The organism is Aeromonas sp. 25-248 (genome assembly GCF_053005425.1).
In genome coordinates this window covers 17722-32282 of the sequence record NZ_JBRKTB010000012.1, presented here as the reverse complement: position 1 = coordinate 32282, position 14561 = coordinate 17722, and the positions used below count along the sequence as shown (strand labels likewise).

Below are 14561 nucleotides of genomic sequence, written 5' to 3'. Positions count from 1 at the left end.
AGAGCGGCCCCCGGTCAGACGATGGCGATGGCGTGGTCATGGGCCGGATGGCGAATGACCTCCATGGGGATGCCATAGATAGCGTTCAGGGTCTCCCCTGTCATGATCTGTTCGGGCTCGCCGTGGGTCAGCAGACGGCCGGAGTGCAGCGCCACCAGCCGATCGGAGAAGCGGGAGGCCATGTTGATGTCGTGAATGACGATGATGACCCCGAGGTTGAGCTGGCGGCTGAGCTGCTTGACGAGCGTGAGCACCTCCACCTGATGGGCCACGTCCAGGGCGGCCAGTGGCTCGTCCAACAGGATGAAACGGCTCTCCTGAGCCAGCAGCATGGCGAGCCAGACTCGTCCCCGCTCACCGCCGGAGAGGGTATCCACCAGCCGATCGGCAAAGCGTTCGGTGTGGGTCAGGGCGATGGCCCGCTCCACCTGACGGTGATCTTCCGCTCCCATCCGGCCCAGCAGGCCGCGCCAGGGGTAGCGCCCCATCTCCACCAGTTCGCGGCCGAGCAGGTTTTCGGCACTCGGCAGGTGCTGGGGCAGATAGGCCACCTGACGGGCAAACTCCCGGTTGCCCCAGGCAGACAACGGCTGGTCATCGAACAGGATCTCCCCGCCGCTGTGGGGTTGCTGGCGCGCCAGCAGCTTGATCAGGGTCGATTTGCCCGACCCGTTGTGGCCGATGAGGCCATAGACCCGACCTTGCTCGAAGCGAAGGCTGGTGGGGTGCAGCAGCGTGCGGTCATTGACCGCGAAGCTGGCGGATTTCATCTCGAACATAAGCAATTCCTGTGCTGGCTTGCTGCCAGTCTCATCGGTGCCAGCATCAGGCCGGCACCTTGCCATCCAGATGGGCGACCGCATCCCGGCTCACCTGCTCGCGCTGCTCGCCGGTCAGTTCGGTGAGGCGGCCCTGGCGCATCTCCAGCAGGCGATCGGCCAGTGAGAAGTAGTGATCGTCGTGGCTGATGGCGATCACCGTCTTGCCCATCTCCTTGAGACGCGGCAACAGCACCTGATAGAAGATGCGGCGGAACTGGGGATCCTGATCCGCGGCCCACTCGTCGAACAGCATCACCTCCCGCTGCTCTGCCAGGGCCAGCAGCAGGGCGACCCGCTTGCGCTGGCCCTGGGAGAGGTCGATATCGGCGATGAAGCCATCCTCGATGGCAAGCTTGCTGCCCATCTGCAACCGCTCAAGCCACTCGGCGACCAGCGCCTCTTTCGGCTCGGGCCCCAGCAAATGCTGGAACAGGTGGTAGTCGGTGAAGATGGCGGAGAAGAGCCCCAGATAGCCGTTGCGATCGGTGACCGGCTCCCCATCCAGCAGGATCCGGCCAGAGACCGGTTGATAGAGCCCGGTCAGCAGCATGGCCAGGGTCGACTTGCCGGAGCCGTTGCCACCGATGAGGAATATCTGCTCCCCCCGCTCGATCACCAGATTGATGGGGCCCACGGAGAAACCGCCCTCCCCCTGGTAGTGAAAGCTCACCTGCTCCAGCTCGATGCGCTGCCAGGGGCGAGGCGCAGGCGGCAACGGGAACGCCTCGTCCGGCTCCGCCAGATTGAGGGCAGCTATCTTGTCGAACGCCACCTGGGCGGCGATCAGGGTCGGCAGGGCTCCGATACCTTGCAGCAAGGGAGTGCGCAGGAACAGCAGGGTTAGGGCGAAGGTGGCGGCCACATTGGTGTTGGCCCAGCCCAGCCCGTTGGCCAGGAAGAAGACCAGGCCGATGGCACCCAGCATCATGATGTTCGACCAGTTCACCGCGCTCAGGTGGTAGGTATCGGCGCGGATGATCTGCTCCCGGTAGTCCCGGGCATTCTGCTCATAGAGCTGGTGGTAGACGAAGTGGGCACGCTCGCGGTTGAGCGCCAGCTCCTTGCTCCCGGCGATGATGGACTGGTAGTTCTGGTAGAGCCTGTCTTCGGCCTGGCGCATATGCGCCAGGTGGCGATAGACCCGGTTCACCAGCAGCCAGCCCACCACCATGGTCACGGTGACCCAGAGGGCGGTAACACCGAGCAAGGCGGGAGAGAGCAGGCCAAGGTAGATGATGGAGCCCAGGGTGAGCACCAGGCCCTGTACCAGCTCCGGCAGGCGCACGAAGGCGATGGTGATCTGACCGATGTCGCTGGAAAGGGAGGCCAGGAGCGGCCCCTGCCCTATTTGACGCAGACGGGCGACGTCGGTATCCAGCAGTTGCTTGAGCAGGCGGCCACGCAACCGGTAGACGAAATGGTGACCCAGGGTGGTCAGGGCCAGTTGGGATCCGAGCGTGATCACCAGCAGCAGCAAGACAAGGCCGACAAGCTGACCCAGGATCGGCAGCGGATCCCCGACTGATTCGATAAGTGATTGATTGATGAAGGCAATGACGCCTATCCCGCTGACAGCACTCAGCAGGCTGAGCAGGGTAATGGCGATGAAGGGCCAACGGTATTGGCGATAAACCAGTGACAAGAGTTCCATGACAGGCCTGTAGATGAATGGAAGGAGGGCGGGAGCCTTCGCCCCCGCCCGGCCTGTCGCTTACCAGCGGTAGTTGACGGTGCCGACTATGCTGCGCGGCTCGCCGTAGTAGCAGTAGTAGTCGCAGCTCGCCACATAGGTGTCGTTCAGCAGGTTGTTGACGTTGATCTGGGCACGCCAGTTCTTGGCAAAGTCATACCCGATCATCGCATCCCATACGGTGTGTGCAGGTACCTGGGCGGAACCATAGATGGGGGTGTAGTCCGCATTCACCGCGCCGATGCCGACGCTGGAACCCACGTAGCGCACGCCGGAACCCAGCTCAAGACCGGATATCGGGCCCTGCTGCACCTTGTAGTTGCCCCAGAAGGAGGCCTGGTGGCGCGGGATCAGGCTCGCACGACGATCGCCGTTGCCGGTGTCGTTGGTCTTGGCATCGGTATAGGTATAGGCAGCGGTCAGGCGCAAGGCCTCGGTGGCCTGCACACTCCCCTCCAGCTCGACCCCCTGGGAGGTCACTTCACCGGCCTGGGTCTGCTGGCCGGAGCCGGTAGAGACCAGGGAGTTGGTCTGCTCCAGATCGAACAGCGCCAGGTTGATGTAGCCATCGAGGAAGCTGGGTGCGTACTTGACGCCGGTCTCGTAGAGCTTGCCTTCCAGCGGCTTGTAGGAGTTGCCGGTGTTGGGGTCTATCCCCGGCAGCACTTCGAAGGATTCCGCATAGGCGAAGTAAGGGGAGAGACCGTTGTCGGCCAGGTACATCAGGCTGCCGGAGAGAGAGAGGTTGTCGTCGTACTGTTTCTCGTTCTTGCTCTTGGCTTCGCTGATGTTGTGGGTTTCCACGTAATCGAAACGACCGCCCGCGGTCAGCAGCCAGCGATCATCCCAGCGGATCTGGTGCTGGGCATAGAGGCCGCTCTGGCCCTTGGTGCTCTTCTGGTGGGTCGCGGTGGATTCATCAAAACCGGGGAAACCGCTGTAATCCGGGTTCATGGTGTTGATGGCGCCCATGCCATAGTTGTCGGCTTCCTGGCCTTCATTCACATGGCGCTGCAGATCCACCCCCAGCAGCAGGGTCTGCTCCGTGCTGTCGGTGTTCCAGTAGCCCACCATCTGATTGTCCATGGTGGCGCTCTTGGTATCCCCATCCCGGTAGACCAGGCCGCGGTAGGCGGTGGTGCCTTCATAGGTCGGGAAGATGTAGGTCTGGCGCAGCAGCAGATCGTTGTAGTTGAAGCGAACGTTCTGCTTGAACTCCCAGGTCTGGTTGAGCTGGTGGGCCAGCTCGTACCCGGCGGAGATCTGGGTATTGCGATTGCGATCGTAATCCGGCTGGCTCAGGTTGGTGGAGGGATCGATCTGGCCGCCGGAGGTATTCAGGGTGCCGTAAACCGGGAAGAAGCCGTTGGTCGGCACCCCTTCATCGTGCTTGAAGCTGGAAAGCAGCGTCAGCGTGGTGCGATCCGAAATATCCAGGGTCACGCTCGGCGCCAGATAGGCGCGCTCGTTGTAGGTGCCATCCAGCACGCCGTCCCGCTCGTTGTAGAGGGCCACCAGACGATAACGGCTGTTGTCGGTAAGGGTGTCGGAGACATCCACCCCGACCTGGCGCAGATCCCGGTTGCCCAGTTGCAGGTTCACCAGTCCCTGCGGGGTCGCGGTCGGACGCTTGCTGATGGCGTTGATGACGCCTCCGGGAGGGGCTTCGCCATACAGAATGGAGGCCGGGCCTTTGAGCACTTCCACGCTCTCAAGGCCGAAGGGTTCCGGGGTCCAGACATAGTAACCGGTGCTGAACAGGCGGTTGCCATCCAGGTAAGAAGCCGCATCGAAGCCGCGCACCTTGAACCAGTCAGCATCCGTGTCCGAACCATAGGACTGGGACAGGACGCCGGAGCGATAGCGTAGGGACTCGTCGAGCTTGAGTACGGCGTGCTGGTCCAGCTCTTCGCGATTGACCACGGAAACGGCACGGGGGGTCTCTGCCATGGGGACCTCGACCTTCATGGCGGTCCCGGTCACGACCATGGTTTCGCCCGCCTTGGGCAACTCTTTATCCGCCTGTTCCGCCGCCAACACGGGCAGGGACGCCAGCAGACAGGAGAGCGGCAGCAGCTGTGCGCCTCTCTTTCGCATCACGGCATTCGGGGTATTTTTTTGCGCAATCATATAAGTGTCTCAAATATCAATAAGTTATGTTTGATTTCTTATTATGGGTGCCCAATTGGACCGGTCAGCCCGGCGCCTCAGGCGAATAAAGCAGCGCCATGCTACTACAGGTGCCGTGATCGAATCGATTCAATAATTGCTAATCATTTGCATCTGCATTGTTAATTGATGTTTTGAAGTGTCGTTTGACAACGAAAGGTGCGATGAGGTCACAACAGGCGGAAAGAAGGCAGCATGACGGCCACGAGACCGGTTTTGGCTGCAAAAAAGTGGGCAGGATCCTTATCCCCAAGCTTTATCCATATTTATCCACATGCTTTGGCGGTAAGATCCCCCCTCTTCACTTTTTCGATGACATCAGGATCCATTCCATGGCCAAACTCAACCTCGTCGTCGGCTCCATGCTGGGGGCCTCCGAATATGTCGCAGATCATGTGGTCGGCCTGCTTGAACAGGCGGGCCACCAGGCGGAGATCCACAACCCCGCCAGCCTGGCCAGGATCCTGACCGAGCCAGGAGCCATCGTGCTGGTGGTCACTTCCACCCATGGTGCGGGGGATGTACCCGACAATCTGCAGCCCTTTGCCCGGGATCTTGCCGAACAGCAGCCGGATCTCGCCGCCTTCAAGTACGGAGTGATCGCCCTGGGGGATCGCAGCTATGACACCTTCTGCCAGGGCGGCAAGACGCTGGATCGGCTGCTGGCCGGGTGCGGTGCCAGCCGACTGGGGGATCTCCTGGAAATAGACGTGACCCAGCACGAGATCCCCGAAGATGCCGCAGAAACCTGGATCCACAACTGGATGACCTTGATCGGCTGATCAGGGCCAGGGAGATCCGGTCACGACCTCCGATCTCCCTGGTTATCCCCAGATCCCTATCCACCAGGTTATTAACAGGTGGATCCGGATAAGTTTTTCCCGAGAGCTCCCCACATGAGCTCGGATAATTGTGCATAACTTAGGTGCTAAGCTCTGCAAAACCTATAGTTATTCATGTATTAGATCTTGCCGACCATGTATTTGTGTATAAAAATCCATGTTATCCCCCCGTTCGCCCCCTCTGGATCCAAGCTTTTCCACAAGCAGCGATCGACCTTAACCGAATGATCTTTATGATCAAAAATGCCTTATCAACAGAAGTCGCGGATCCTAATAAAAGATCCAATAAAAGATCGATCTAAAGATCCTTAAGATCTATTTAACCGCTCCCTGATCCATACTGATCCTGAAGTAGACGTTCCCCTCCGGATGCTAAACAGATAGAATGATCCGCCCTTCAGACCAGGCAAACAAAGATCTTCAGGCGTGCAGATCAAGGTGATCCCCAATGCAATACCATGAACAATTTGATGTGATCGTCGTCGGTGGCGGTCATGCAGGAACCGAAGCAGCAACAGCGGCAGCCCGCATGGGTCTCAATACCCTGTTGCTCACCCACAACATAGATACGCTGGGGCATATGTCCTGCAATCCGGCGATCGGCGGGATCGGCAAGGGACACCTGGTCAAGGAAGTCGACGCCCTTGGCGGGATCATGGCGCAGGCCATCGATCTCGGCGGGATCCAGTTCCGCACGCTCAACTCTTCCAAGGGCCCTGCGGTGCGGGCTACTCGTGCCCAGGCGGATCGCCTGCTGTACAAGGCTGTGGTGCGTCAGACCCTGGAGAACTACCCGAACCTGAAGATCTTCCAGCAGGCCTGCGACGATCTGGTCATGGACGGGGATCGCGTCGCCGGGGTCGTTACCCAGAGCGGGATCCGCATCAGCGGCAAGACGGTCGTACTGACCGTTGGCACCTTCCTCAATGGTCTGATCCACATCGGCATGGAGAACTACAAAGGGGGCCGCGCCGGGGATCCTCCCTCAATTGCCCTCGCCCAGCGCCTGCGTGAAATGCCGCTGCGCATCGATCGCCTCAAAACGGGCACGCCACCACGCATCGATGCACGCACCGTCGATTTTTCCGTGATGCAGCAGCAACATGGTGACGATCCTCGCCCGGTCTTCTCCTTCATTGGCAACGCCAGCCAACATCCGCGCCAGATGCCTTGCTACGTGACCCATACCAATGAGCAGACCCACGAGGTGATCCGCAACAACCTGGATCGCAGCCCCATGTACGCCGGGGTGATCGAGGGGATAGGCCCGCGCTACTGCCCGTCGATCGAAGACAAGATCACCCGCTTTGCCGACAAGACGGCGCACCAGATCTTTGTGGAACCGGAAGGCCTGACCACCCACGAGCTCTACCCGAACGGGATCTCCACCAGCCTGCCGTTCGACGTGCAGGTGCAGATCGTCCGGTCGATCCGTGGCTTCGAGAATGCCCATATCACCCGCCCTGGCTACGCCATCGAGTACGATTTCTTCGATCCGCGGGATCTCAAGGCCAACATGGAGAGCAAGTGCATCGAGAACCTCTTCTTCGCCGGCCAGATCAACGGCACCACCGGCTATGAAGAGGCCGCTGCCCAGGGCCTGATGGCCGGTCTGAACGCGGGCTTGCGCGCCCAGGGCAAGGAAGCCTGGCACCCACGCCGGGATCAGGCCTACATGGGCGTGATGATGGACGATCTCTCCACCCTGGGAACCCGCGAGCCCTATCGCATGTTCACCAGTCGTGCCGAATATCGCCTGCTGCTGCGGGAAGACAACGCGGATCTGCGCCTGACCGCCATCGGCCGCGAGCTGGGTCTGGTGGACGATCATCGCTGGAGCCTGTTCAATGCCAAGGTGGAACAGGTGGAGCAGGAACGTCAGCGCATGCGCTCGACCTGGATCCACCCGCAGCATCCGTCTCTGGAGGCCGTCAACGCCCTGGTCAACACTCCCCTGACCCGGGAGCAGAGCCTGGAAGAGCTGCTGCGTCGCCCCGAGGTGACCTACGATGCCCTGATGGCCATCGAGGGGGTGGGGCCTGCATTGACCGATGCGGCTGCCGCGGATCAGGTGGAGATCCAGATCAAGTACGCCGGTTACATCGAGCGTCAGCACGACGAGGTGGAGAAACAGCTGCGCAACGAAAACACCCTGCTGCCGCTGGATATGAACTACCGCGACGTGAACGGTCTTTCCAACGAGGTGATCGCCAAGCTCAACGATGCCAAGCCAGAGACCATTGGTCAGGCGTCCCGCATCTCCGGCATCACCCCTGCCGCCATCTCCATCTTGCTGGTGCACCTGAAGAAACACGGCCTGCTACGTAAAACCGCCTGAGGAATTCCCCGTTGGACAACATGCTGCAAAGATTGAACGGCCTGCTCATGCAGGCCGGAATTGTTATCACCGAAACCCAGAAGACCCAGTTGGTGCAGTTGGTCGAGTTGCTGCACAAGTGGAACAAGGCTTACAATCTCACCTCGGTGCGAGATCCGGACGCCATGCTGGTCAAGCATATCCTCGACAGCCTGGTGGTGAGTCCTCACCTGCACGGTGAACGCTTCATCGATGTGGGAACGGGTCCGGGTCTGCCCGGACTGCCGCTGGCCATCATCAATCCGGACAAACAGTTCGTGCTGCTCGACAGCCTGGGCAAGCGGATCAACTTCATCCGCCAGGTGATCCTGGAGCTGGGGTTGACCAATGTGACCCCCGTCAAATCCCGGGTGGAGGAGTATCAACCCGAGACCGGATTTGATGGTGTACTGAGCCGGGCTTTCGCCTCCCTGGAGGACATGCTGAGCTGGTGTCATCATCTGCCGTCACCCGAGGGCAGCTTCCTGGCGCTCAAGGGACAATACCCCGAGCAGGAGCTGGCACAGTTGCCTGACAGCATTCGTCTGGTTGCCACCCACAAGCTGGTGGTGCCGGAACTGGAAGGCGAACGCCATCTGCTGGAGTTTAAAGCCATCCAGCCCGAATAGGGCCGCCGCATTCATTTAGGGGACAGTGTGGGAAAAGTCATTGCCATAGCCAACCAGAAGGGTGGAGTGGGTAAAACCACCACCTGTGTGAATCTGGCCGCCTCCATGGCCGCTACCCGGCGCAAGGTGCTGGTGATCGATCTGGATCCGCAGGGCAATGCCACCATGGGCAGTGGCGTCGACAAGTACGATGTCGAGCGCACCGCCTATGAACTGCTGATCGAAGATGCCCCCATCGGCGAGGTGATCATCCCCGAAACCTCGGGAGGCTATCACCTGATTGCCGCCAATGCCGACGTGACCGCGGCAGAAATCCGCCTGATGGAGTTTTTTGCCCGCGAGATCCGCCTGCGCAACGCCCTGGCCTCGGTCAGGGACAAGTACGACTACGTCTTCATCGACTGCCCGCCTTCTCTCAACATGCTGACGGTGAACGCCATGGCCGCCGCCGACTCCGTGCTGGTGCCCATGCAGTGCGAATACTATGCGCTGGAAGGGCTGACCGCCCTGGTGGACACCATCAGCAAGCTGGCAGCCGTGGTCAATCCGGAGCTCAAGATCGAAGGGGTGCTGCGCACCATGTTCGATCATCGCAACCGGCTGGCCAATGATGTGTCCGATCAGCTGAAACAGCATTTCGGGGACAAGGTCTATCGCACCATCATTCCCCGCAACGTAAGACTGGCGGAGGCGCCGAGCTTTGGCGCGCCAGCCATGCACTATGACAAATCATCGGTGGGGGCCAAGGCCTATCTGGCCCTGGCTGGCGAGATCCTGCGCCGCCAGGAACAGGAGTCCCAGCCGCTCACCGCAGATCGAGAGAGCATATGACGCCGAAGAAACGTGGGCTGGGCAAGGGGCTGGACGCCCTGCTCAGCACCAGCACGGCCGCCCGCCAGAAACAGGTGATGAGCGACCAGCGCACCGAACAGGCCATGGCCCCGACCAATCAGGGGGAATTGCGCAAGCTGCCGGTGGAGTGGCTGCAGTCCGGCAAATACCAGCCGCGCAAGGACATGTCCCAGGATGCGCTGGAGGAGCTGGCCAACTCCATCCGTGCACAAGGGGTGATCCAGCCCATCGTGGTTCGCTCCATCGGTGAAAACCGTTTCGAAATCATTGCTGGTGAACGCCGCTGGCGCGCCTCCCAGCTGGCCCGTCTCGAAGTGGTGCCCTGCCTGGTCAAGGATGTCGCCGACGAGGCGGCCGTCGCCATCGCACTCATAGAGAACATCCAGCGTGAAGATCTCAACGCCATCGAGGAGGCCGTCGCCCTCCAGCGCCTGCTGACGGAGTTCGAACTGACCCACCAGCAGGTTGCCGAGGCGGTGGGCAAGTCCCGCACCACGGTCACCAACCTGTTGCGTCTCAACCAGCTCAACGAGGACGTGAAGCGCTTCGTGGAACACGGCGACCTCGACATGGGGCATGCCCGTGCCCTGCTGGCCCTGAGCGGCCAGGCCCAGTCAGAGCTGGCCAAACTGGTGGCCCAGAAGGGGCTGACAGTGCGAGATACCGAGAAGCTGGTGCAAAAAGCACTGGAACCGGCAAAAACCAGGGTTGAACCCGTCCGCGATCCGCAGTTTGGTTATCTCGAGCGCCAGATTTCTGAAAAAATTGGCAATCAGGTGCAACTTCAGCCGGGCAAGAAAGATAGCGGCAAGTTAGTAATAAGTTACGATAACTTGGCAGATTTGGACCGGGTATTGGGCTATTTTGGCCTGTCAGAATCGTGATTTTTACGCTTTTTGTAGTAATAAAACATCCATTACTTTCGATATGAACATAACCTTAATTTCGCGCGGAAAGCCGCAAAAATTAAGGATTTTTGCCATGTTGCAATAGCCGTCTTCACGGGTATAATTTGACCGGCTTTTCGAGCTGTGAACCTGGGGTCTTCGGATCCCGATTTTTTACAGTTCTGTAATGTTCAGGGGTAGGTTGGTGAAGCAGAAAATAGCCTTGGAAGGTTTGACGCTGGCCTTGGCTATGCTCGTTTGTCAGCTGGTCCTGATCCTGGCGATCGCCACCGTCTGGTTTTATCAGGCGGGAGAGTTCGCCGGACAATCCTCTCTCTACGGAGGGGGGATGTACTGGGTTCCTCAAGCCCTGTTCACGCTCTGGGTTCTGCGCCGCAAGGTGACGAAAGAGAGCGTAGGCCTGGTTTTGCGGGACTTTTATGGTGGGGCAGGGATTAAGCTCATTACTACAACAGGACTTTTCGCCCTGCTGTTTGGCGCCGGGATTGAGGTCGACACCGCCTCGTTCTTCGCCACTTATATCCTCGCCCTCGTTGTACAGTGGATAGTTTCATTCACGCTTAACAACCACTATTAGGAAAACTCATGTCTGCAACCGGAGAAGTCCTGACTCCTCAGGGATATATCTCCCACCACCTGACCCACCTGCAAGTAGGGTCCGGGTTCTGGACGGTGAATATCGATTCCATGATATTTTCCGTCGTGCTAGGCGCCCTGTTTATCTGGTTGTTCCGCAAGGTTGCCGTCAAGGCCACCAGCGGTGTGCCCGGTAAGCTGCAGTGCTTTGTGGAGATGCTGGTCGAGTTTGTGAATGGTAACGTCAAGGACATCTTTCATGGTCGCAACAAGGTCATCGCACCTTTGGCCCTGACGGTGTTCGTGTGGATCTTCCTGATGAACTTCATGGACCTGATCCCCGTTGACTTTATCCCTCACGCTGCACAGTTGATGGGTGTTCCCTATCTGCGTGTGGTTCCCTCTGCTGACGTTAACATCACCATGTCCATGGCTTTGGGCGTGTTCTTCTTGATCCTGTACTACAGCATCAAGGTCAAGGGTATCAGCGGGTTCGTGAAGGAGCTGACGCTTCAGCCTTTCAACCACCCTGCTGCCATCCCGGTTAACTTCATCCTTGAAACCGTCACGTTGATTTCCAAGCCTGTTTCATTGGGTCTGCGACTGTTCGGCAACATGTATGCTGGCGAACTGATCTTCATCCTGATTGCGGGTTTGTTACCCTGGTGGTCACAGTGGATCCTGTCCGTGCCTTGGGCAATCTTCCACATCCTGATCATCACTTTGCAGGCGTTTATCTTCATGGTTCTGACCATCGTCTATCTGTCGATGGCGCAGGAAGACCATGGTTGATGCAACTCAAATAATCCTTTTTATACAATCAATTACATCTAAATAAATGGAGATCCTCATGGAAAACTTGAACATGGACCTGCTGTACATCGCTGCTGCAATGATGATGGGTCTGGCGGCTATCGGCGCCTCCATCGGTATCGGTATCCTGGGTGGCAAGTTCCTGGAAGGTGCAGCTCGTCAACCTGACCTGATCCCTGTTCTGCGTACCCAGTTCTTCATCGTGATGGGTCTGGTGGATGCGATCCCGATGATCGCCGTTGGTCTGGGTCTGTATGTGATGTTTGCGGTTGCCTAAGTCATTACGACTCACGCAGAACCCATTAACTAACTAAAGAGGACATCGGCTGTGAATATCAACGCCACCCTCCTCGGCCAAGCAGTTGCTTTTTTCATCTTCGTAGTGTTTTGCATGAAGTACGTATGGCCGCCGCTGATGGCTGCCATCGAAGCCCGTCAGAAAGAAATCGCTGACGGCCTCTCTTCTGCAGAGCGTGCCAAGAAAGATCTGGAGCTGGCCAAGGCCAACGCCACCGATCAGCTGAAAGAAGCCAAGCTTCAGGCTGCTGAAATCATCGATCAGGCCAACAAACGCAAGGCCCAGATCATTGATGAGGCCGCTGTCGGAGCCCAAGCTGAGCGGGAGAAAATCCTGGCTCAGGGCCGTGCAGAGATCGAAGCTGAACGTCATCGTGCCAAAGAAGAACTGCGCAAGCAGGTTGCTGCTCTTGCCATCGCGGGTGCAGAGAAGATCCTGGCACGCCAAATCGACCAGGCTGCCAACAGCGACATCGTCGACAAACTGGTAGCAGAACTGTAACGGGAACGGGGCTATGTCTGAACTGACTACAATCGCTCGCCCCTACGCCAAGGCTGCTTTCGAGTTTGCCGTTGAGCACAAGGCGGTTGACCAATGGCTGGAGATGCTCGATTTCGCCGCTCAGGTGGCAGAAAACGAGACCATGCACAGCCTGGTAAACGGCTCCGTTGCTGCCGAAGAACTGGCAAAGCTGTTTGTCGGTGTCTGCGGTGAGCAGCTCAACGAGCACGGTCAGAACCTGATCCGGGTGATGGCCGAGAATGGTCGCTTGGGTGTGCTGCCGGCGGTCGTTGCCGAATTCGTCGCGCTCAAGGCTGAACTGGACAAAGAAGTTCAGGCTGACGTGATTTCGGCGATCGAACTGACCGACCAGCAGAAAGCCAATATTCAGGCTTCTCTGGAACAACGTCTCGCGCGCAAAGTGAAGCTGAATTGCAGCACAGATGCGTCCTTGATGGCCGGTGTGCTCATCAAGGCCGGTGATCTCGTTATCGACGGCACGGTCCGCGGTAAGCTGGATCGCATGGCCGATGCGCTGCAATCTTGATTGGGGTATTAGAGCATGCAACTGAATTCCACTGAAATCGCCGAGCTGATCAAGCAGCGCATTGCGCAGTTTGATGTCAAAAGCGAAGCGCGTAACGAAGGTACCATCGTTTCTGTAAGCGACGGTATCATTCGTATCCACGGTCTGGCCGATGCCATGCAGGGTGAGATGATCGAGCTGCCGGGCAACCGCTTCGCTCTGGCATTGAACCTGGAGCGTGACTCCGTTGGTGCCGTAGTAATGGGTCCCTATGCCGATCTGGCCGAAGGGATGAAGGTAAAGGGTACCGGCCGCATTCTGGAAGTGCCGGTCGGTCGTGGTCTGTTGGGCCGGGTGGTCAACACCCTGGGTCAGCCGATCGACGGTAAGGGTCCGGTAGACAACGACGGCTTCTCGCCGATCGAAGTGATCGCCCCGGGCGTTATCGAGCGTAAGTCTGTTGACCAGCCAGTCCAGACCGGTCTGAAAGCCATCGATGCCATGATCCCTATCGGTCGTGGCCAGCGTGAGCTGATCATCGGTGACCGCCAGGTTGGTAAGACCGCCATCGCCATCGACACCATCATCAACCAGAAAGATTCCGGCATTAAGTGCGTCTACGTTGCGATCGGCCAGAAGGCCTCCACCATCGCCAACGTGGTGCGCAAGCTGGAAGAGCACGGCGCCCTGGCCAACACCATCGTGGTCGTGGCTTCTGCCTCCGAAGCGGCTGCTCTGCAGTACCTGGCTCCCTACGCCGGTTGCTCCATGGGCGAGTACTTCCGTGACCGCGGCGAAGACGCACTGATCATCTATGATGACCTGTCCAAGCAGGCCGTTGCCTATCGCCAGATCTCCCTGCTGCTGCGCCGTCCGCCTGGACGTGAAGCTTACCCGGGTGACGTCTTCTATCTGCACTCCCGTCTGCTGGAGCGTGCTGCTCGCGTCAACGCCGAGTACGTAGAGAAGTTCACCAACGGTGCCGTGAAAGGCCAGACCGGTTCCCTGACCGCCCTGCCGATCATCGAAACCCAGGCCGGTGACGTCTCCGCGTTCGTTCCGACCAACGTGATCTCCATCACCGATGGCCAGATCTTCCTGACCTCCCAGCTGTTCAACTCCGGTATTCGTCCGGCGGTTGACCCGGGTATCTCCGTATCCCGTGTGGGCGGTGCTGCTCAGACCAAGATCGTCAAGAAGCTGTCCGGTGGTATCCGTACCGCGCTGGCCCAGTACCGCGAACTGGCGGCATTTGCCCAGTTCTCTTCCGACCTGGACGATGCCACTCGCAAGCAGCTGGATCACGGTCAGAAAGTCACCGAGCTGATGAAGCAGAAGCAGTACTCTCCGATGAGCGTGGCCCAGCAATCCCTGGTGCTGTTCGCCGCCGAGAAGGGTTATCTCGCCGATGTCGAACTGAGCAAGATCGTCGACTTCGAAGCCGCTCTGCTCTCTTACGCCAATACCCAGCATGCCGAGCTGATGGCTGAAATCAATGCCAAGGCCGACTACAACGACGCGATCGTTGGCAAGCTGACTGCGTTGCTGGATGACTTCAAGGCAACCCAGACCTGGTAAGC

The 14561-nt window shown here is 58.8% G+C and carries 14 protein-coding genes; 11 read left to right on the top strand and 3 right to left on the bottom strand.

The genetic code is table 11. From position 1 onward, the window contains the following. Positions 1-14: 14 nt before the first annotated feature. From ACVDHI_RS15790 to ACVDHI_RS15780, 3 genes are read right to left on the bottom strand one after another with little or no spacing between them, the layout of a single operon-like run. A complete protein-coding gene (locus ACVDHI_RS15790) occupies positions 15-779 on the bottom strand; it encodes an ATP-binding cassette domain-containing protein (RefSeq protein WP_447212261.1) in 765 nt (254 codons plus the stop codon). 46 nt (positions 780-825) lie between these two features. Next, positions 826-2472 (bottom strand): multidrug ABC transporter permease/ATP-binding protein, encoded by a 1647-nt coding sequence (locus ACVDHI_RS15785; protein WP_103261030.1) that lies wholly within the window; start codon positions 2470-2472, stop codon positions 826-828. A gap of 60 nt (positions 2473-2532) precedes the next feature. Then, positions 2533-4641, bottom strand: a complete 2109-nt coding sequence (locus tag ACVDHI_RS15780) for a TonB-dependent siderophore receptor (RefSeq protein ID WP_151027525.1) — start codon at positions 4639-4641, stop codon at positions 2533-2535. 371 nt (positions 4642-5012) lie between these two features. Between ACVDHI_RS15780 and mioC the strand changes: the two genes are divergently transcribed. The 11 genes from mioC (at position 5013) to atpA (ending at position 14559) form a co-directional block, all read left to right on the top strand. Then, positions 5013-5462 carry an FMN-binding protein MioC gene (gene mioC / locus ACVDHI_RS15775; protein ID WP_447212260.1) on the top strand — a complete coding sequence of 150 codons (450 nt, stop codon included), beginning with the start codon at positions 5013-5015 and terminating at the stop codon, positions 5460-5462. A 508-nt stretch (positions 5463-5970) separates the two neighbouring features. Next, positions 5971-7860, top strand: a complete 1890-nt coding sequence (mnmG, locus tag ACVDHI_RS15770) for a tRNA uridine-5-carboxymethylaminomethyl(34) synthesis enzyme MnmG (protein ID WP_010672271.1) — start codon at positions 5971-5973, stop codon at positions 7858-7860. Between the two features lie 20 nt (positions 7861-7880). Further along, positions 7881-8507, top strand: coding sequence for a 16S rRNA (guanine(527)-N(7))-methyltransferase RsmG (rsmG, locus tag ACVDHI_RS15765; protein ID WP_010672270.1), 627 nt, complete (start codon positions 7881-7883; stop codon positions 8505-8507). A gap of 27 nt (positions 8508-8534) precedes the next feature. Beyond that, positions 8535-9338 (top strand): ParA family protein, encoded by an 804-nt coding sequence (locus tag ACVDHI_RS15760; RefSeq protein WP_029313362.1) that lies wholly within the window; start codon positions 8535-8537, stop codon positions 9336-9338. Beyond that, the gene (locus tag ACVDHI_RS15755) at positions 9335-10243 is read left to right on the top strand and encodes a ParB/RepB/Spo0J family partition protein (RefSeq protein WP_010672268.1); all 909 of its coding nucleotides are present in this window, start codon (positions 9335-9337) and stop codon (positions 10241-10243) included. The genes ACVDHI_RS15760 and ACVDHI_RS15755 overlap by 4 nt, the downstream gene beginning before the upstream one ends. Before the next feature lie 190 nt (positions 10244-10433). Then, positions 10434-10844 carry an ATP synthase subunit I gene (locus tag ACVDHI_RS15750; RefSeq protein WP_010672267.1) on the top strand — a complete coding sequence of 137 codons (411 nt, stop codon included), beginning with the start codon at positions 10434-10436 and terminating at the stop codon, positions 10842-10844. A gap of 8 nt (positions 10845-10852) precedes the next feature. After that, entirely contained in the window at positions 10853-11635 is a 783-nt protein-coding gene (gene atpB / locus ACVDHI_RS15745; protein WP_010672266.1) for a F0F1 ATP synthase subunit A, read from the top strand. Positions 11636-11693: 58 nt separating this feature from the next. Next, positions 11694-11933: a F0F1 ATP synthase subunit C gene (gene atpE / locus ACVDHI_RS15740; RefSeq protein ID WP_010672265.1), complete on the top strand. Its 240-nt coding sequence runs from the start codon at positions 11694-11696 to the stop codon at positions 11931-11933. A 51-nt stretch (positions 11934-11984) separates the two neighbouring features. Beyond that, complete coding sequence (atpF, locus tag ACVDHI_RS15735; RefSeq protein ID WP_010672264.1) at positions 11985-12455, top strand: F0F1 ATP synthase subunit B; 471 nt, start codon at positions 11985-11987, stop codon at positions 12453-12455. 13 nt (positions 12456-12468) lie between these two features. Beyond that, positions 12469-13002, top strand: coding sequence for a F0F1 ATP synthase subunit delta (gene atpH, locus ACVDHI_RS15730; RefSeq protein WP_010672263.1), 534 nt, complete (start codon positions 12469-12471; stop codon positions 13000-13002). A 15-nt stretch (positions 13003-13017) separates the two neighbouring features. Then, positions 13018-14559 (top strand): F0F1 ATP synthase subunit alpha, encoded by a 1542-nt coding sequence (gene atpA / locus ACVDHI_RS15725; protein WP_010672262.1) that lies wholly within the window; start codon positions 13018-13020, stop codon positions 14557-14559. Positions 14560-14561 lie beyond the last annotated feature (2 nt).